The sequence below is a fragment of the Brevibacterium sanguinis genome, assembly GCF_003315415.1.
In the GTDB taxonomy this organism is placed as follows: domain Bacteria; phylum Actinomycetota; class Actinomycetes; order Actinomycetales; family Brevibacteriaceae; genus Brevibacterium; species Brevibacterium celere_A.
Window position 1 is genome coordinate 20827 of the sequence record NZ_QNSB01000012.1, and the last position, 17818, is coordinate 38644.

The window sequence follows — 17818 nt, forward strand, 5'->3', positions numbered from 1 at the left end:
TGTGGGGCTCGTCACTGGAGAGGGCCGAGCTGCCCTCCATCACGTCGGCGCGGCAGTCGCCTCGACGCTCGCGCTCACCGCCGACGAGCTCGCACGCATCGCACCGCCCACGGGGCTGCCCATCTGGACGTCGAACCTGAGGGTGGGCGAACTCGCCGTCGACAGCGTCGCCCTCGCGTCCCTGGCGATGACTCTCGTGGCCGAGGACCGAAAAGCCACCGGCGGCCGTGATCACCGCGTCCGCGTCGACGCCTCGCGGGTCCAGGCGTCGTTCGGCAGTCACTTGGTCCTGCGCATCGACGGTGAACCGCCCGCGGTGTGGGCTCCGCTGTCCGGGTTCTGGCAGGCATCGGATGGCTGGGTGCGCACGCACGGGAACTATCCGCACCATGCGCGCCGAATCCTGATCCTGCTCGGGCTTCCCGACGATGCCGAGAAGTTCGCCGTTGCCGACGCCATCCGCGCGTGGCCGGCGCTGGAGCTGGAAGAGCAGGCCGCGCGCTCGGGAGCTCTGGCACTCGCGGTCCGCGACATCGAGGAATGGCACCGACACCCGCAGTTCGCGCACATCGGGTCGGCCCCCGTGCTGGGGTTCGCCACCCACGCGGGTGCCGAACCTCGGTCCTGGAAGAACGAAGGGCCGCGACCATGGAAGAGAGGCAGACCGCAACCGTGGAGGACCACCGGGTCGCTTCCCCTGTCCGGGGTTCGCGTCCTCGATCTCACCCGGGTCATCGCCGGTCCCGTCGCGACGCGGGATCTCGCTCTGGCCGGAGCCGAGGTACTGCGCATCGACAGTCCGGATCTCCCGGAGCCCGAGTGGCAGCACTTCGACACCGGGCAGGGCAAGAGTACGACGTTGCTCGATCTGCGCGACCGCGGTAACAGGGAGGTGTTCGAGCGTCTGCTCGAGGACGCGGATGTCGTCGTCCATGGTTACCGACCCTCTACACTGGCGGCGTTCGGACTCGACCCGGAGGAGCTCCTCGAGAGGCATCCCGGTCTGGTCGTCGCTCAGCTCTCGGCGTGGGGCACCGAGGGCCCGTGGGGCCGACGCCGAGGGTTCGACAGCCTCGTCCAGGCCGCGTGCGGGATCGCCGTGGCCGAGAGCGACGACGGCGGCCAAACCCCGGGTGCGCTGCCCGTCCAGGCTCTCGACCACTCGTCCGGACACTTCCTCGCCGCGGCCATCGCCACGGCGCTGCGCCGACAGCGAGCCCACGGTGGATCGTTCGCCGTGAGCATCAGCCTCGCCCGCATCGGCCACGAGCTCCTGGCGGCCGGATCCGCTGTTGCCTGGTCAGGTCCGGACCACCCGAACGAGCCGGGACAGCCCACCGCTCTCCCGAGCACGGTGGTCCCGGTGGCAACGACCGCCGGGACCACGGTGTCGGTCGAATGTGCCCCTCCGGTCCTCGACTTCCCGGGCGCTCCCACCGACTATCCGACGCCGCTCCACCCCTGGGGTTCCGACCCCGCGGCGTGGAGCGACGACGGTCTGGACTGAGGGCTCAGGAACGGGTGACCTCGGCCTCACGGTCGACCGCCTCGGCGACGGCATCCGTCTTCGACGCACGCCCCGCACCCTTGAGCCCGAACGCGGTGAGGATCGCGGCGAGGAGGACGACTCCGGTCGCGACTCCGGCAGAGACCTGCACGCCGTGCTCGAAGGCGACGGTCGCGGCATCGGCGATCCTCGTCGCCGCCGCGGAGCCCAGTGTCTGCGTGTGCTCGAGGGCGGCGCCGAGGGTCTCGAACTCGCTCTTCTGGGCATCGGACCCGATGAGCGAGGTGAGGTGCCCGCGGTAGGTCATGGTCGCCAGTCCGCCGAGGACGGCGGTGCCGATGACCGAACCCACCTCGTAGGCGGTCTCCGAGATCGCCGAGGCGGCTCCCGCCTTCTCCCGTGGGACCGCGGCGATGATGAGGTCGTTGGTGATCACCTCGGCAGTGCCGATGCCCGCTCCGAGGAGGACGAACGAGACCGCCATCCCGATCACCGAGTGCTCGGGGTTGAAGGCGACGATGCCGAGGCCGATCGCGTTGAGCACGAGGGCGCACGGGACGACCACGCGCGGCCGCAGGCGGGCGACGATCGGGACGGCCAGGTAGCCGGAGACGACGGAGACGACGAGCCCGGGGACCAGGACGAGGGCGGCCTCGACCGGGGACAGACCGAGCACCAGCTGGAGCATCTGGGTGCCGAAGTAGAGGAACCCGGCCATGCCCATGACGCTGAGCAGGTTCGAGGTCACCGCCGAGGTGAAGACCTTGTTCGCGAACAGCCGGACGTCGAGCATCGGGGTCGCCGAGGCGAGCTGGCGCAGCGCGAAGCTTGCTCCCGCGACGACGGCGACGCTGATCGATGCCCAGAAGAGGAGGTCGGCGCCGTCGGCCATCGCGTGCTTGATCGCGAACACGAAGGGGGCCAGGGTCAGCATCGAGAGCACGATGGAGGCGGGGTCGACCGGGCCCGGGTTCGGGTCGCGGGACTCCGGGAGGAGCAGCATGGCCGCGGGGATGAACACGGCGATGAGCGGGAGATTGATGAAGAAGACCGAGCTCCAGTGGAAGTGCTCGAGCAGCAGTCCCCCGACGATGGGGCCCAGCGCCGCGCCGCCGCTGAACATCGCCGCCCAGGTCGCGATCGCGATCTGCCGGTCCTTGGCGTCGTGGAAGATGTTGCGGATGAGCGAGAGCGTCGAGGGCATGAGCGTCGCGCCAAAGATGCCGAGCAGCGCGCGGGCGAGGATGAGCATCTCCGCCGAGGTGGAGAACGCCGCGAGCAGGGACGCGAGCCCGAAGCCGACCGCTCCGATGATGAGGAGCTTGCGGCGTCCGAAGCGGTCGCCGATGCTGCCCATCGCGACGAGGAGACCCGCCAGCATGAGCGCGTAGATGTCGACGATCCAGAGGAGTTGGGTTCCGGTGGGATGCAGCCCGGTGCTGATTGCCGGTATTGCGAATCCCAAGACGGTGTTGTCGATCGAAATCAGCAGAACAGGAATCATCAGCACAGCCAGGCCAGCCCATTCGCGCCGGCCGGCGCGCAGTCGTGGTGTCTGTGTTGTGTGCATGCCGATTACTATACCGTCTAGACGGTACAGTTGGGAAGTCCGGGTGGGCTTCCCGCGTGATTGCCCAGGGAAGTTTCAGCTAGGCTCTGCGATATGGTCCGCAAGTCCACCGACACCAAAGAGAAGCTCCTCGACGCGTTCGAGACCCTGCTCGAACAGCACGGCACCACGGGGGCGACTCTCGACGCGGTGGCGGCGGAGGCGGGAGTGTCCAAAGGTGGACTCCTCTACCATTTCGGCTCGAAGGCCGAACTCGTCAAGGGCAGCCTCGACCGGCTCCGGGTCCTCGTCGATGAGGACATCGAGAAGATGAAGGCCGCCGAGGCGGGCCCGCACATCTTCTACCTCGAGACCTCGGCGGAGATCGGCACTCCCCTCGACCGCAGCCTGGTCGCCGCGAGCCGGCTGTCGCATGAGTACGAGGAGGCGCGCGAGACGCTTCGGGACACGAGAAATGCATGGCTCGAAGTCCTCAACGACCACCTCGACGACATCGACCTGGCTCAGACCATCCAGCTCATCGGCGATGGCCTCTACACCAAGGAGAGCGTGGGCCTGTCCGCCGAGGAGGCCCTGACCCACGCGAAGAAAGTGCTGGCCCGGCTGGGGCTGTAGGGGCGTTCGCCGACAAGGGCTTGACAATCAGTGTGACGTTTGTTTCGATTCTTCGCTCAAAATCGAAACAAACGCCACACGAATTGGTTAACCGTCGTGGGCCGACAGGCTCAACGCCTCAGTACTCGATGACGCTGCTGATGCTTCGGTCCGACGGGACGTCCTAGTGGATGCTGATCACGCACCGACTCGGTCGGAGATGCCGGCCAGGGTGTCCGTATAGGCACCCGGCGCTGTGATCAGGGGGTCGAATCCGCGGTCGATGTACGCCTGGTGCTCGACCCCGAGCTGCGCAGCAGGGATCCAGTCGTGCCAGAGGTGGGCGGACACGTGCAGCAGGTCCGACGGTTTGGCATCGAGCTGGTCGAACAGATACCTGAATGCCGCCTTATGAGGCTTGTATGCCTGCGCCTGCTCGGCGGTGAGGACGCGGTACAGCTCCACGCCCAGCCTATCCGAGTTCTTTCTCACCAGACGATCGCAGTGATTCGTGAGCACCACCAGGGGGTACTTGGCGGCGAGCCTCTGCAGCGGCTCGACGACGTCATCGTGTGGTCCCCACGAGCTCAGCGCGTCGATGAGCCTGTCGACATCGGACTGCCTGAACTCGATGCGCCACTCATTGCAGGACAGCTGCCAGGCGTCGCGGATGATGACGGGGTAGTCCCGGTATCGTCCGATGATCTCGTTCTCGCGGTGGTTCCGGAAGGTCACGACGAATTTCTCGGCGTCCTCGGACGACAGCCGATCAGCGACCAGATTCAGCGCTTCGGCCGTCCATTCCAGTTTGATGAGCGTCCCCATCATGTCGAAGGTGATGAATTTGGGTGTCAGGGTCTCAGTCATGTGCCTGCTCCATTCGTGGGTGGGTGCGGGAGTCAATCGGGGAGAAGATGATCGATTTCGGCGCGCTCAGCTCCTGCATCGCGAACTTCACACCTTCGCGTCCGACTCCGGAGCGACCGAAGCTGCCGAAGGGCATCGAGTCGATGCGGAAGTCCGAGGACTCGTTGATGAGGACCGTCCCGACCCTGAGCCTGTCGGCCAGGGACAGGCAGAGGCCGATGTCGGCGCTGAACACACCGACCTGCATCGGCTGTCCCCCGGAGTGGATGCGATCGGGCAGAGTCCTCCAGTCGTCGAAGGCCCCGATGGTCATGACGGGAGCGAAGCACTCCTCCCGGAACACGGACATGGTCTCGTCGACGGAAGTGAGAATCGTGGGGTCGACGAACCTCCCTCTGGCCACTCCCCCGGTTCGCACCTCTGCCCCCTGCCGTTCCGCCTCGGCGATTCGCTCGAGGAAGGAACGCACCGCGGCGTCACTGACCATCGGTCCCACCTCGGTGCGGGGGTTGAACTTTGTCCCCACCTTCAGCCGTTCGGTCTGGCGCAGCGCCAGCGGGATCACGGCGTCGATGATCGACTCGTGCACGTAGACCCGTTGGACGGAGATGCAGTTCTGTCCCGCCGCGCTGAAGGCGCCGGCGACGCAGGCCCTGACGGCGGCGTCGATGTCCGCATCCGCGGCGACGACCACAGCATTGTTGCCGCCGAGTTCCAGCAGCACCTTCCGCCCGTTCGCCTGGGCTGAGATCGAATTTCCGACTTTCTCCCCGCCGGTGAATGTCAGCACGTCGACTCCGTCGTGCTCGACCAGGGCCCGGCCGGTCGTCGAGTCGCCGGGAAGGACGGCCAACCTACCTTCCGGCACCCCCGATCTGTGCAGGATCATGGCGAGCAGGAGTGCGCTGAAGGGCGTCTGTTCGGCGGGTTTGACGATCACGGAGTTCCCGGCCGCCAGGGCCGGCCCGATCTTGTGGGCGACAAGGTTGAGCGGATCGTTGAAGGGGGTGATGGCGGCGACGACTCCCAGCGGGTAGCGTTCGAAGTACCCGCTGCGTCGGCTGCCTCGTGCCGTCGAGGACAGGTTGAGCGTCTCCCCCGTGTGGGTGTCGATGGCGCGCGCCGACAGTTTCAGTGTGTGCACCGCCCGCTGCACCTCTTGGCGAGCCTCGGTGATCGTCTTGATCCCCTCGGCCGCGAGAATGAGTGCCGCGTCGTCATTGAGTGCCTCGAGCTCCGACGCCGCATCGAGCAGCGCCTCCTGCCTCTGCCAAGGCTCCCACGGGGAGTCGAGGGACTGTCGCGCGCGCTCCACCGCGGAGGCGACCCCGGCAGACGAGACGTTGTCGACCGTGCCGATGAGCTGTCCGGTCTCGACCTCGCGGACGTGGAGCGGGGAGGTGACCTGGGTGATGTCTCCGCCGATGAAGGCCCCGCCCGGGATCAGACTGCTGATGGAGTCCGCAACCGCACGGACGACCTCTGTGCCCGCGTCGAGTTCTGCTGTCAACATCGTCATCCATCCTTATCTGACCGTGTCGATGACCTTGGCGGCGCCACCGATGAACGGCAGGAACCAGGGCCAGCCGAAGTGGCCCGGCACGGCCGGGAACGCGAGATCGTCCCAGAGATTGCGGTCGGTCTCCCCGAGGATCAGGCGGGCCATCTCCCGTCCGTTGTGAGCGGCCATCTGGACCCCGTGGCCGCTGTAGCCGATCGAGTAGTGGATTCCGTCCCGCTTCCCCGAATGGACCATCTGATCCATCATGAGATCAACCAGACCTCCCCAGCAGTAGTCGATCCGGGCCTGGCGGAGGTACGGGAAGACCTCGGAGATCGCCTGCTTGAGGATCTGGGCGCTCTTGACATCCGAGCGAGGATTGGACATCGCGAACCGCGCCCGACCTCCGAACAGCAGCCGGTCGTCCGGGGTGATCCTGAAGTAATAGGTGAGCATCTTCGAATCGGAAGCCTGGCGCCTGTTCGGCAGGATCCGGTTGACCTGGTCCTCGCTGAGGGGTTCGGTCACGACGATGAAGCTGCCGACGGGAATCACCCGGCGCTGAAGCCAGCCGAAGGGCTGCTGCGTGTAGCCGCTGGTGCCGACGAGCACCTCTGTGGCCGAAACCTTTCCCCGTGTCGTCTGGATGATCCTCTGCGGGGAGTTCTTCCCCTCGATGCTGACGACCTCGGCGTCCTCGCACACGACCACCCCGGCTGCCACGGCGGCGTGGAGGAGACCGTTGACGAACTTCTGCGGATGCAGTCCGGCTCCGCGCGGGTCGACCATGCCGCCCTGGTAGGCGGTCGATCCGAGTTCGGTCTGGATCGAGTCCTTGTCGAGGACCGTCAGCTCTGGGTAGCCGGGGATCTCTCTCAGCAGCTCCGCCGTCTTCTCGAGACTCGCCTGGTGGGAGGGACGGTAGGCCAGTGACAGCTTTCCGTGGCGTTCGAAGTCGCAGTCGATCGAGTACTCGTCGACGAGTTCTTCGATCGTGTTGATGGCGCGGTCGTATTCGAGGAACATCTCGAAGGCGCGGTCCTTGCCGTACCTCTGGACCGCCGAGCCCAGGCCGACGGCCAGTCCCGTGGTCGCCATCCCGCCGTTGCGTCCCGATGCTCCCCAGCCGATGGTGTTCTTCTCGAGAAGAGCGACGGACGCCCCCTTCTTCGCCAGTTCCAGCGCGGCCGACAGGCCGGTGAAGCCCCCGCCGACGACAGCGATGTCAACCCTCGGCGGCACTGGCGTACGGCGGAAGTCGTCGACCGCCGTCGCTGTGTCATGCCAGTAGCTGATGAGCTTCATCAGATGCCCAGCATCGAGTTGACCTCGTCCAGCGAGGACACGGTGTGGTAGTTGTAGGCGCGCGCATGCGGGTCGAATCCGCGGTCGAGATAGACCTTGTTGACGAAGCCGAGATCTTCTGCCGGCATCAGGTCGTACCTGGTGTGGGAGGACACGTGGAGGAAGTCCTCCGGTCGGGCGCCGAGGGTGTCGAGCATGTATTCGAAAGCCTGGTACCGCGGCTTGTAAGCCTGTGCCTGCTCCGCGGTCAGCACCGCGTGGAAGTCGGCACCGAGGTGCTGAACAGACTTATCGAGGTGGTAGTCGTCGGCATTGGAGAGGATGACCAGCCGATAGTTCTTGCCCATCGACGTCAGAGGTTCGACGATTCCGTCATTGGCGCCCCAGGAGGCGACTGCCTCACCGAGCTTCTCCCCGGCCCCGGGAGTGGATTCGATCCCGAATCGTCGGCACGCCCGGTCGTAGGAGTTCTGCAGAAGGGTGTTGTACGGAAGGTAGTCCCCGAGGACCGCGTCATACCGGTACTTGCTGAAGTAGTACGTGAACCTGGAGAACTGCTCGTCGTCGAGCTGCCCTGCGGTGAGCTCCCGGGCGGTGTCATTCATCTGCCAGTTGATCAGGGTGCCGTAGTTGTCGAACGAGACGAATTCGGGACGGATCTGGAACTGAGCCACTTCTTCCTCCATGGATGAGCGCCGTCAATGAGTGATCTGGCTCACTGAAAACCAGTGATTGTGGTGAGCGTAGCAGCGGATTCCCAGGATGTCGACCGTCGCCGGTCGCCTGTTGACATGTGGTCTGCGTCACTTTAGGCTGACTCCATCGCCCGTCACGAGGAATGGTGGAACCCACGATGTTCGAAGCCGAGCTCAATCGCGAAACGGTTGGACAACAGGTCGTCCAATCTCTGCGCAATGCGATCATCACCGGAGCCCTGGGTGAAGGGGAGACGCTGACGGAATCGGCGCTGTCGAAGCAGCTGGGAACCTCCCGCTCGCCGATCCGGGAGGCGATGCAGCAGCTGCGCAGGGAGGGACTCATCGTCTCCGGCCCGAACCGCACCATGGTCGTCGTCTCACTCGACGCCGAGGATGTGGAGGAGCTCTACGAGTACCGCCTCGTGCTCGAGCGCTTCGCCATCGGGAAGGTCTGCCGGATGAGTCCGGACGATCGCGGAGAGGTCGTGACCCGGCTGGAGAAGGTCCTCGAGGAGATGCGCTCGGCGATCGCCGCCGGCGACGACTTCGCTATCTCCACGGTGGACCTCGCCTTCCACAACACGTTGATCGAGGCCGGACGAAACCGGCGACTGAGCCAGACCTATCGCGGTCTCAGCGTCGAGTTCAAGATGCTCATCAATCGCCTCGAGACCTACCGACCGTCGGGCGAAGAGCTCATCGATGACCACCGGGCGTTCGTGGACGCGATCAGGGACGGTGACGAAGTCCGTGCCGCAGCTCTCATCGAAGCGCACCTTCGCTCGGCCGCCGACAACCTCAGGCAGTCGAGCGTCGACGCTACCGTCACGAGCTGACTACTCGCAGTCAAGTCAAGGAGGAACACAATGAAGTGCAGGACTCTGCTGATCGGTGCCATCTCGCTCGGATTGGTCGCTGGTCTCACGGCATGCGATCCCGAGGCCGATGCGACCAAGAAGGACAACGGGGACTCCCAGCAGCTCGCCGACGACGCGATGGACGAGTCTGATGTCGAAGTTGATGAGGAAGCGGTAGCCCTGCTCCCCGACGAAGTCAAGGAACGCGGGACGCTGAGATCCGCCCTTGACCTCCACTACCCTCCGACGAGCTTCAAGAATGCGGGAAGCAATGAGGCGCTGGGCTTCAACCCCGACTTCACCCGCCTGCTCGGTGCTCGGCTCGGACTCGACGTGGAGTTCAGCAACGTCACCTTCGACACCATCATCACCGGTATCGAGGCAGGCAGATACGACATCAGTGCGCACAACTTCACCGCGACCCCCGAACGCCTGGAAGCAGTCGACATGGTGAGCTACTGGAATTCCGGGTCCTCGCTGGTGGTGCTAGCCGGCAATCCCGAGAACCTTGACGCCAACGACCTCTCGCTGTGCGGGAAGACGGTGGCCGTGCATAAGGGCAGCACCCAGGCCGACAAGCATCTGCCCGACATCAATGACAAATGCGAAGAGGCCGGTGAACCACCGGTCGACGATGTGCTCCTGCCCGAGGTCCAGAGCTCGCTGACCCAGCTGGTGTCCAAGCGAATCGATGCGGTGTTCGCAGACACGCCCCAGCTCGCCTGGGCGGCCGCTGAGCAGCCCGATGAGTTCGAGCTCCTCAACCCGCAGTACAAGAAGAAGGACGGGAACAACGTCGTCTCCCTCGCGCTGCCCAAGGATTCGGAGCTCACCGAGGCGGTCGAAGTCGCTACCCGCAACCTCGTGGGCACCGAGGACTACACCGAAGCGCTGTCGAGGTGGGGGCTGGAATCAGGAGCGATCGACCCCTCCGAAGTCGCGAAGCAGTGATTCCCGATGCCGACTCAACAGGTGAACTCCATGGCCCAGCATCCCGCTGACCTCGCGGAGTCGATCAACAAACCGAGAATCACGCGCAAGACCAAGACCGAGAAGACCGCGTGGGTCGTCCTCGCCGTCGTCGCGGTCGTGATCGCGCACACCCTGATCTCCAACCCGAACTTCGAATGGGCCACGGTAGGGCGCTACTTCTTCGGCTTCCCCGTCCTCAAAGGCCTTCTCCTCACCATCATCCTGACCATCGTCTCGATGGCACTAGGCACGCTGATCGGTCTGGTGCTCGCGGTGCTCAAGATCATGAACATCACCCCGATCACGATTCTCGTCGACCTTTATCTGACGTTCTTCCGCGGGACCCCGATTCTGGTCCAGCTTATCTTCTGGTTCAACATCGCCGCACTGTTCCCCGACCTGTTCCTGGGGATTCCGTTCACGGGCATCGGCTGGGAGATCAACGTCAATGCGATTATGACTCCCCTGGTCGCCGCGGTGATCGGGTTGTCGCTCAACGAAGGGGCCTACACCGCGGAGAACATCCGCGGTGGCTTCCTCTCGGTGGGCAAGGGTCAGCTCGAGGCGGCCGACTCCCTCGGCTTCAGCGAATGGACCAAGATCACCCGGATCATCATTCCGCAGTCGCTGCCGACCATCATCCCGGCCACGGGCAACCGACTGATCGGGATGTTCAAGGAGACGACCCTGGTCAGCGTGCTCGGTGTGGCGGACCTGCTGCAGAGCGTGCAGCTCATCTATTCGCGCAACTACGAAACCATTCCCCTGCTCATCGTCGCCTGCCTGTGGTACCTCATCATCACACTCGCCCTGAGCTATCCCCAGAAGAAGATCGAGGACCGGTATTCGAAGCACAAGAACTCCGGCGGCAAAGTGACAGCGACCAGCGAAGGGGTGAAGCTCGGATGATCAGCGACACGGCAGTGGAGGGTGACACGGCAGTGGAGACTCAGAGGGGCCTGGTCGAGATCTACTCGACGACCAAGTCCTTCCACGGCAACACCGTGCTCAAGGATGTCTCGATGTACGTGAAGCCCGGTAGCGTCACCGCGCTCATCGGTCCCAGCGGGTCGGGGAAGTCGACGCTGCTGCGATGCATCAATGGACTCGAGCCGATCGACTCCGGAGTTCTCAAGGTCAATGGGGAGCATGTGGGCGTGGTCGAGCGCAGCGATGGCTTCTACTCGCTCAACCGGAAGAAGCGCGCGCTCCAACGGGTCACCGTCGGACTGGTGTTCCAACACTTCAACCTCTTCGATAACTTCACGGCACTGGAGAACGTCGCTATTGCTCCGATACAGGTGCTCAAGCGGTCGAAGTCCGAGGCATACAAGACGGCTCGCAGTTATCTGGATCGCGTCGGCATGCTTGAGCGGGCAGACCACTACCCTTCGCAACTCTCCGGCGGTCAGCAGCAGCGGGTCGCAATCGCCCGGTGCATGACGATGAAGCCCGATGTGCTGCTCTTCGATGAGCCGACCAGCGCTCTCGATCCGGAGCTCGTCGGCGAGGTGCTCGATGTGATCCGCAAGGTCTCGGCTTCGGGGAAGACCATGGTCCTGTCAACCCACGAGATCGGATTCGCCCGACAGATCGCCGATCAGGTGGTGTTCCTCGACGAGGGTCGGGTCTGCGAGGCGGGTCCGGTCGAGCAGGTCCTCGACGATCCACGGGAGCCGCGGACGCAGAAGTTTCTGGAGAGGGTGTTCGGATGAGCGGGGACGCGGACATCGTCGTCATCGGCGGCGGGACGATGGGGGCGATGATCACCTGGCGGCTGAGCGCCCGCGGATTCGATGTGACCTGCCTCGAGGCCCACGGCATCGCCCATTCCCGCAGTGCGGTCGCTGGTGACTCCCGGCTGTTCAGGAGATCGTATCGAGGAACGACGCCGCTGTCTCCGGTCCTCGCCGCCGCCGAGGAGCAATGGACGATGCTCAACGCCGAGGCCGGCGAAGAGGTCTTCGTTCAGAACGGTGGGCTCTATCTCGGTCAAGCGGACGGACTCTACCTGCGGGAGCTGAGGGACTGCTGCGAGCGCGACGGGCTCGACTACGTGATGCTCACGCCGACCGAGATCCGGCGGCGCTACCCACAGCATCGGGTCGGTGACCATGAGGCTGCACTCCTCGAGCCCACCGCCGGGTTCATCCGGACGGAGAGAGCGGTCCATTCGGCAGTCCGGGTGGCTCGCGCGAACGGGGCATCGGTCGTTGTCAACTCAGCGGTGCTCGAGATCGAGGAGACCACATCGGGAGTCAGAGTCATCCTCCAGAATGGTGAGATCCGAGCCGGGAGAGCAGTGATCGCGGCGGGAGTCGGCTCGAGCCCACTGCTGCCCGAGGATCTGCGCGAGTCGCTCCACATCCGCCGCATCTTCCTCAGCTGGTTCCCGGTGGTCGACCCCGAGGCCTACCGGCCGTCGAACTTCCCGATCTTCGTCCACATCGACGGCAACTACACGGCCTATGGGGCACCCTCGCTTGACGGTTCGATGTTCAAGGCGACTCTCGACGACCGCGGAGCACCGGTCGAGGATTTCCCCGATCACCGGTACACGATGACCGCGCAGGAGATTGCGGACTCCGAGGTCACAGCGGCCCGGTTCTTCAACGGAATCCACCCCCAGGTCTCGCGACAGGAATGTCTGGCCGATCTCTACACGGCCGACAGGCAGGCCATCGTCGGACGTGTGCCCGGCGCCTCACGCACCCATGTCGCCACCGGCTTCTCGGGAACCGGATTCAAGATGTCGGCCGGGGTCGGAGAGCTCCTGGCGCGGTCGATCGAGGAGGACGCGGACGATGTCCTTCCGGATTTCTGGAGCCCGGCGCGCTTCGGCCCGGAAGCCGGGCATCAGCTCGCTCCGCAGTAACGGCCTGATCCGCGTGTTCGGAACGCCTCAGTACTCAATGACACTGCGGATACCTCGGCCCTGACGCATCTCCTCGAAGGCCTCGTTGACCTCGTCGACGGCGATCCTATCGGTGATCATCGAGTCGAGGTCGATGAGGCCTTCCATGTAGAGGTCGATGATCTTCGGGAAGTCGATCGACTGGCGGCTCGACCCGTAATTGGAGCCGATGAGGCGCTTCTCCTGGTCGCTCATGACGAAGGGGTCGATCGAGATCTTCACTCCGTCGGCCACCTGCCCCACGACCACCGCCGTGCCGCCACGGCGAACCGCTTCGTAGCAGGCTTCGATCGTGAACGGCAGCCCGATCGCTTCGAACGCGTAGTCGACTCCGCGTCCACCCGTGAGCCAGCGGACCGCGTCGACGAGGTCGTTCTCCTTGCTGTTGATGGTGTGGGTGGCACCGAACTTCTGCCCGAGTTCGAGCTTGTCCTCGCTGATGTCGGCGACGATGATCTGTCTCGCCCCGGCCAGGCGCGCGCCCTGGACGACGTTGAGGCCCACTCCCCCGCATCCGACGACTAGCACGGTGCTGCCCGGTTCCACCTGGGCGGTGTTCACCACTGCGCCGATCCCGGTGGTCACCGCGCAACCGACGAGGGCAGCCTGGGCTAGCGGGGCGTCCTTGCGGATCTTGATCGCGGCCGATGCGGGCACCATCGCATGGTCACCGAACGAGCCGACCGCGAGGAAGCTCTTGACCTCCTCGTCACCGGAACTCAGTCGAGGCTTGCCATCGAAGAACACGTGCTTGTATGCCGTTTCATTCGCCAACTGGCACAGGACGGGGCGGCCGGAGACGCAGAATTCGCATCTCTGGCAGGAGGGAGTCCACGACAGGATGACGTGATCGTCAACTTCGAGGTCACTGACCTCCGAACCGACAGCGGTGATGGTTCCGGCTCCTTCATGCCCGAGTACCAGCGGCGCGGGGGTGTCCCACTCGCCGTCGAGGGCGTGAAGATCACTGTGGCAGACTCCCGATGCAGCGAGCCTGACGAGGACCTCGTTCGGGCCAGGCGCGGCCGGGATGCTCAGGTCCTGGATCTCCAGAGGCTGGTTGGGCCCGGTGAAGACGGCGGCCCTGACGTCGACGGTTCTCATGTATGTGGTCCTTTCGAGGTTTCAGCGGAGGTGAACTCATGGAATGCCCGGACGAGGCTCAGGATGCGGTCGACCTCTCCGGGCGGAAACGCGGTCGCTTTGAAGACGGGCGGGATCAGCACCCAGACGAACGACCCTCCCATCGGCGTGAGGTGGAGGACCCGGCGGCCCGCCTCGGCGACGACTTGGGCGGAGAGCAGATCGATCCCGCGCAGGTGATCCCGAACGATGGAGTTGAGGTCTGCGAGAGCCGTAGGGTCCATCGCCGAGGTGGAGGCACCGGTCGAAGTCGTCACGAAACCAGGTCCATCCTTTCCTCTGTAAGAGACTTCAATCCCTGCGGGGACCGCGCTTCCGGCCGGGAGATTGGTCGTGATCCTCAGGTTGTAGACGCGGGAGAAGATGTAGTTTCCGCTCTCGTATTCGAAGACGAGTTCGGTGTCGTCGGCAGTGGCGACTCTCATCCGGGCCCGGCCTCGGTCTGTGATCTCCCCGAACTGACCGGCGACGAGGGCGAGCGCCTGCCGTGCCCGTTCGACGATCGGCCCGTCGCCATCGAGTGTGTTCCTGCATCTCGAATTCTTCATGACCGGGCCTCTCCACGGTCGCGGGTGGCCGGCGGTGTCGGTGCGGGCGGGTACTCGCCCTCGAGATCTTCGGAGCGTTCGACGATGTTGGATTGAGTCTGGTCGAGATCAGTGGGAGTGAACAGCGGCAGCCGGTTGAGCTTGAGCCACACGATCCCGAACAGGGCGATCGCGGCGATGATCACGGCGGCAGTTCCCCAGACGACGAGGCGTGCTTCGAGCTCGGGGACGATGAAGACGATGAGGTAGACGCAGGAGAGGATGCCGATGACCTGCGGCACCGGGTAGAGGGGCGTTCTGAAGGGCCTCTTCGCGTCAGGGTACCGGCGGCGCAGGACGAGGACATCGACCTGGGCGATGATGTAGCTGAGCAGCCAGGTGGTGCAGGCGATGCTGACGAGCTGAATGATGAGTTCGATGCCGCCCTCGGAGATGGTCGAGTACACCAGGACGGCTGCCATACATCCGGCGGTGACGAGCATTCCCGTCCATGGAACCCGCGACCTCTTGCTCACCTTCGCCAGCCACTTCGGCAGCAGACCTTCGTTGGCCAGACCGTAGAGCATGCGCGGGATCGCCGCGAGATAGGAATTGCCGGTGGAGAACGATGCGAGGATTGTCACGACCGTCATGATGAAGCCTCCGGCGGCGCCGAAGATCGCGGTCGCGCCGACGACATGAGGGATGGAGGACGCGGCCATCTCGCCGAGGTCGGCGTAGTGTGTCGCACCCCAGCCGAAGAGGACATCGACGACGAAGATCGTGGCGACTCCGACGACCATCGCCAGCGGGATGTTCTTCCAAGGGCGGTGCACCTCTTCGGCGAGGGGTGCGACGAACTCCATGCCGATGTAGAGCCAGATGGCCACGGCCCCCATCGATGCGAGGGTTCCCCAGTCGGTGTTGAGGATCGGATTGTCAACGGTCGGCTGGTGCGAGAGACCGAGGAGCCCGGCGATGCCCATGATCGCAAGGATTCCCATCATGCCGAACACGATAGGGATCTGGACTCGAGCGAAGATGTCGACGCCGGAGATGTTGAGGACGAGCAGGATGATGAGCAGCCCGAAGGAGAACGCCGGCGCAGGGAATCCGGTGAGGGATTCGAAGGAATCTCCAGCGACGAGGAGCTGCGTCCCGCCATCCGCGGAGACGAGGACGAGGTAACCGCCGAGGACCGCGATGATCGCCATCAGGCGGCCCAGTGCCGGAAGAGTGTACTCGCCGACCATTCCACCTCCGGGCAGCATGGAGGCGAGCTCGCCATAGGAGATCGCGACCATGGTGATGATGACCAGTCCGACGAAGGCGGGGATCGCGAATGCGAGACCCCCAATGCCGAATCCGTTCCCGAGGGACACCATCGCCGTGCCCGACACGACCAGACCGGTCGAGGCGGCATAGGCGGCTCCGAAGCCGAGGCTTCGCTTCAATTTCGTCATCGTTGTGCTCCTTTGCCCGTGATGCGCAATTGCGCCGAAGTCGAATCTAATCCCGGGAGCCGTACACCGAACAGCGACAGATTGTCCGAATCAGCACTCTCGCCCGACACTTTGTCAAGCCACAGCTGTTGCGACCCTCTCGTTCTGTCGAACCAGAGGGTCGAACATGGACAAAGCGTCGACGTTGCACTCCAGTCAGGCGCCTGCTCAGTGTCGACCCGCGTTCAGAGCCGCGGGTTAGTGCCGTCGCTGCGATCCGACGATTCAGGCCGGTGGTAGCGCAGGGCGAGGACCAGATCGGCGCGGACTTGGAAGTCGTCGAGGTCCGACCCCGTCAGCTGGGCGATCTTCTCAAGCCGTGACATCAGAGTGTGCCGGTGCACCCCGAGCGCCCGAGCCGCAGTCTGGAGGCGGCCGTGGTTCTCCAACCACACTCGCAGGGTGGTGATCAGTTCGCTATTGCCGGTTCGGTCGAAACGCTCCAGCGGCGCGAGGACCCGCCGTGCGACATGAGTGGCGTCGGTGGCGTCGATGAGGTCGGCGACACCGTCCTGCCAGATACCAGAGAAGGGGATGGACCCTGTCCGGCCGGTTCTGATCCCGAACTCCGCTGCCTTCTTCGCCTCCTCGAGTGCGAGTTCGAGCCCGTCCCATCGATCGCATCTCGACCGGCCGATGACCAGATCAAAGGGTTCCAGCTGTGCGATGACGTGTTCGACGCTATCGGCCTGGACGAGGATCGCGAGATCGTTCTGGTACTGGGCGTAGAACACGGGCACCTCGTCGTCGGCGCTCATCGATTCGAGCCTTGGCAGGATCCGCGTCACCTCGTACTGCCGCGAGATTCCGACCATGGCGACCATCGGAGGAACCGGGAGCGGGCCCCACACGCTTTCGAGGATGTGCCGGGTCATGCCGATATTGCCCGAGAGCAGCAGCTGGAGCAGCGCCTGTCGGAGGGTGGTGTGGAGGGAAGCGAGCGCCTGGTTCTGCTCGAGGGACACGCTCACCAACGCGAGCACGCTGGAGAGCACATTGCGGGATACGTCGTCGAAGCCCTCACTCAAGGTGAGGACGAGAACTCCCGTCGGGTCGGTCGATTCGCCGAGCATCTGGACGATCGCCTCGACTTCATCGCTCACCTGTGCGGTGCAGAAGCGGAGCTGCTCGTGTAGGGCCTTCCTCACGACCGGGGCGATGTCGCCTTCTCCCACCCGCGGGCCCCTCGGAGCTTCGACGGTGATCACCGCGTGACCGAGCGAATCGAAGAGCGACACTCCGCATCCGAGTTGCCGGGCCGTCTCGCGCAGGGTCGCGTTGAGCCCGTCACGCCGGGTTGCGGCATGAGCGATCGCCTTCTGGGCGCGCAGGGAGCGCGTCTGCCGCTCGCTCTGGTCACGTTGGACGAGCCGGGCCGCTTCCTGGAGAAGGTCCATGAACGAGATCTCGTAGGGTACGTCGAAGAGGATCAGGCCGTGCTTGCTGCAGGCCTTCACGAGAGGACGGGGCACACCGCGGTGGACGACGTCGCTGCCGAATCCGATCCCGATGACCCCGTGGGCGGCAACGAGTGCCGCGTAGTCGTCATAGATCCTCTCGAGCTTGTCGGCCGGGACGCGCACCTCGGACATGGACGGCTTGACGGGGTCGGTGAGCGGGAACTGCCAACCGAGAGTGAGGATGACTTCGGCCGGGCCGAGGAAGGGCGTCGGGTCGATCAGGTCGGTCGCGTGCAGCCACTCGAATTCGTGATCGAGGGCGGCTTCGGCCGCAGACTCCTCGCCGGGATCGACGACGAGTCGAAGATCGAGCGAGGGGTTCTCGAGAAGTTTCCGGAGGCTGAGGCTCACAGCTCGATGGTACCGCCGTGGTGAGGCCGGCCCCGATCGATGTCATTCCG

16 protein-coding genes are annotated in these 17818 nt (G+C 64.7%); 7 read left to right on the forward strand and 9 right to left on the reverse strand.

Annotated elements, in window-relative coordinates; translation table 11 throughout:
• Position 1 precedes the first annotated feature (1 nt).
• A complete protein-coding gene (locus tag DFO65_RS14520; protein WP_113905169.1) occupies positions 2-1507 on the forward strand; it encodes a CoA transferase in 1506 nt (501 codons plus the stop codon).
• Between the two features lie 4 nt (positions 1508-1511).
• On the opposite strand, the gene DFO65_RS14525 is transcribed toward DFO65_RS14520, so the two are convergent.
• Complete coding sequence (locus DFO65_RS14525) at positions 1512-3077, reverse strand: MFS transporter (protein WP_113905170.1); 1566 nt, start codon at positions 3075-3077, stop codon at positions 1512-1514.
• A gap of 93 nt (positions 3078-3170) precedes the next feature.
• Between DFO65_RS14525 and DFO65_RS14530 the strand changes: the two genes are divergently transcribed.
• A complete protein-coding gene (locus DFO65_RS14530; protein WP_113905171.1) occupies positions 3171-3692 on the forward strand; it encodes a TetR/AcrR family transcriptional regulator in 522 nt (173 codons plus the stop codon).
• A 177-nt stretch (positions 3693-3869) separates the two neighbouring features.
• On the opposite strand, the gene DFO65_RS14535 is transcribed toward DFO65_RS14530, so the two are convergent.
• Genes DFO65_RS14535 through DFO65_RS14550 form a run of 4 tightly spaced genes read right to left on the reverse strand, consistent with a single transcriptional unit; the run spans position 3870 to position 8018 of the window.
• On the reverse strand, positions 3870-4538 hold the full coding sequence (locus DFO65_RS14535) for a haloacid dehalogenase type II (RefSeq protein WP_113905172.1): 669 nt from the start codon (positions 4536-4538) through the stop codon (positions 3870-3872).
• The gene (locus DFO65_RS14540) at positions 4531-6051 is read right to left on the reverse strand and encodes an aldehyde dehydrogenase family protein (protein WP_181778739.1); all 1521 of its coding nucleotides are present in this window, start codon (positions 6049-6051) and stop codon (positions 4531-4533) included. Before DFO65_RS14540 ends, DFO65_RS14535 begins: the two co-directional genes overlap by 8 nt.
• 12 nt (positions 6052-6063) lie before the next feature.
• Positions 6064-7344: an NAD(P)/FAD-dependent oxidoreductase gene (locus DFO65_RS14545; protein WP_113905174.1), complete on the reverse strand. Its 1281-nt coding sequence runs from the start codon at positions 7342-7344 to the stop codon at positions 6064-6066.
• Entirely contained in the window at positions 7344-8018 is a 675-nt protein-coding gene (locus DFO65_RS14550; protein ID WP_220151304.1) for a haloacid dehalogenase type II, read from the reverse strand. The genes DFO65_RS14545 and DFO65_RS14550 overlap by 1 nt, the downstream gene beginning before the upstream one ends.
• Positions 8019-8197: 179 nt before the next feature.
• On the opposite strand from DFO65_RS14550, the gene DFO65_RS14555 reads away from it, so the two are divergent.
• The 5 genes from DFO65_RS14555 to solA are packed head-to-tail and all read left to right on the forward strand — an operon-like array spanning position 8198 to position 12746.
• Positions 8198-8878 carry a GntR family transcriptional regulator gene (locus tag DFO65_RS14555; protein ID WP_181778740.1) on the forward strand — a complete coding sequence of 227 codons (681 nt, stop codon included), beginning with the start codon at positions 8198-8200 and terminating at the stop codon, positions 8876-8878.
• 30 nt (positions 8879-8908) lie between these two features.
• The gene (locus DFO65_RS14560; RefSeq protein WP_113905177.1) at positions 8909-9850 is read left to right on the forward strand and encodes an ABC transporter substrate-binding protein; all 942 of its coding nucleotides are present in this window, start codon (positions 8909-8911) and stop codon (positions 9848-9850) included.
• Between the two features lie 30 nt (positions 9851-9880).
• Positions 9881-10780: an amino acid ABC transporter permease gene (locus DFO65_RS14565; protein ID WP_113905178.1), complete on the forward strand. Its 900-nt coding sequence runs from the start codon at positions 9881-9883 to the stop codon at positions 10778-10780.
• 32 nt (positions 10781-10812) lie between these two features.
• Positions 10813-11586 carry an amino acid ABC transporter ATP-binding protein gene (locus DFO65_RS14570; RefSeq protein ID WP_281268760.1) on the forward strand — a complete coding sequence of 258 codons (774 nt, stop codon included), beginning with the start codon at positions 10813-10815 and terminating at the stop codon, positions 11584-11586.
• A complete protein-coding gene (gene solA / locus DFO65_RS14575) occupies positions 11583-12746 on the forward strand; it encodes an N-methyl-L-tryptophan oxidase (protein ID WP_113905180.1) in 1164 nt (387 codons plus the stop codon). The genes DFO65_RS14570 and solA overlap by 4 nt, the downstream gene beginning before the upstream one ends.
• Positions 12747-12773: 27 nt before the next feature.
• On the opposite strand, the gene DFO65_RS14580 is transcribed toward solA, so the two are convergent.
• The 4 genes from DFO65_RS14580 to DFO65_RS14595 form a co-directional block, all read right to left on the reverse strand.
• Positions 12774-13889: a Zn-dependent alcohol dehydrogenase gene (locus DFO65_RS14580; RefSeq protein WP_113905181.1), complete on the reverse strand. Its 1116-nt coding sequence runs from the start codon at positions 13887-13889 to the stop codon at positions 12774-12776.
• On the reverse strand, positions 13886-14476 hold the full coding sequence (locus DFO65_RS14585; protein ID WP_113905182.1) for a DUF3156 family protein: 591 nt from the start codon (positions 14474-14476) through the stop codon (positions 13886-13888). The genes DFO65_RS14580 and DFO65_RS14585 overlap by 4 nt, the downstream gene beginning before the upstream one ends.
• A complete protein-coding gene (locus DFO65_RS14590; RefSeq protein ID WP_113905183.1) occupies positions 14473-15918 on the reverse strand; it encodes an APC family permease in 1446 nt (481 codons plus the stop codon). Before DFO65_RS14590 ends, DFO65_RS14585 begins: the two co-directional genes overlap by 4 nt.
• A 224-nt stretch (positions 15919-16142) precedes the next feature.
• Positions 16143-17768, reverse strand: a complete 1626-nt coding sequence (locus tag DFO65_RS14595; protein WP_113905184.1) for a helix-turn-helix domain-containing protein — start codon at positions 17766-17768, stop codon at positions 16143-16145.
• Positions 17769-17818: the final 50 nt, after the last annotated feature.

Bases quoted from the DNA above. Each gene is read 5' to 3' on its own strand.
- DFO65_RS14525 (WP_113905170.1), bottom strand. From the start codon at position 3,077: ATGCACACAACACAGACACCACGACTGCGCGCCGGCCGGCGCGAATGG.
- DFO65_RS14530 (WP_113905171.1), top strand. From the start codon at position 3,171: ATGGTCCGCAAGTCCACCGACACCAAAGAGAAGCTCCTCGACGCGTTC.
- DFO65_RS14535 (WP_113905172.1), bottom strand. From the start codon at position 4,538: ATGACTGAGACCCTGACACCCAAATTCATCACCTTCGACATGATGGGG.
- DFO65_RS14540 (WP_181778739.1), bottom strand. From the start codon at position 6,051: ATGTTGACAGCAGAACTCGACGCGGGCACAGAGGTCGTCCGTGCGGTT.
- DFO65_RS14545 (WP_113905174.1), bottom strand. From the start codon at position 7,344: ATGAAGCTCATCAGCTACTGGCATGACACAGCGACGGCGGTCGACGAC.
- DFO65_RS14555 (WP_181778740.1), top strand. From the start codon at position 8,198: ATGTTCGAAGCCGAGCTCAATCGCGAAACGGTTGGACAACAGGTCGTC.
- DFO65_RS14560 (WP_113905177.1), top strand. From the start codon at position 8,909: ATGAAGTGCAGGACTCTGCTGATCGGTGCCATCTCGCTCGGATTGGTC.
- DFO65_RS14565 (WP_113905178.1), top strand. From the start codon at position 9,881: ATGGCCCAGCATCCCGCTGACCTCGCGGAGTCGATCAACAAACCGAGA.
- solA (WP_113905180.1), top strand. From the start codon at position 11,583: ATGAGCGGGGACGCGGACATCGTCGTCATCGGCGGCGGGACGATGGGG.
- DFO65_RS14580 (WP_113905181.1), bottom strand. From the start codon at position 13,889: ATGAGAACCGTCGACGTCAGGGCCGCCGTCTTCACCGGGCCCAACCAG.
- DFO65_RS14585 (WP_113905182.1), bottom strand. From the start codon at position 14,476: ATGAAGAATTCGAGATGCAGGAACACACTCGATGGCGACGGGCCGATC.
- DFO65_RS14590 (WP_113905183.1), bottom strand. From the start codon at position 15,918: ATGACGAAATTGAAGCGAAGCCTCGGCTTCGGAGCCGCCTATGCCGCC.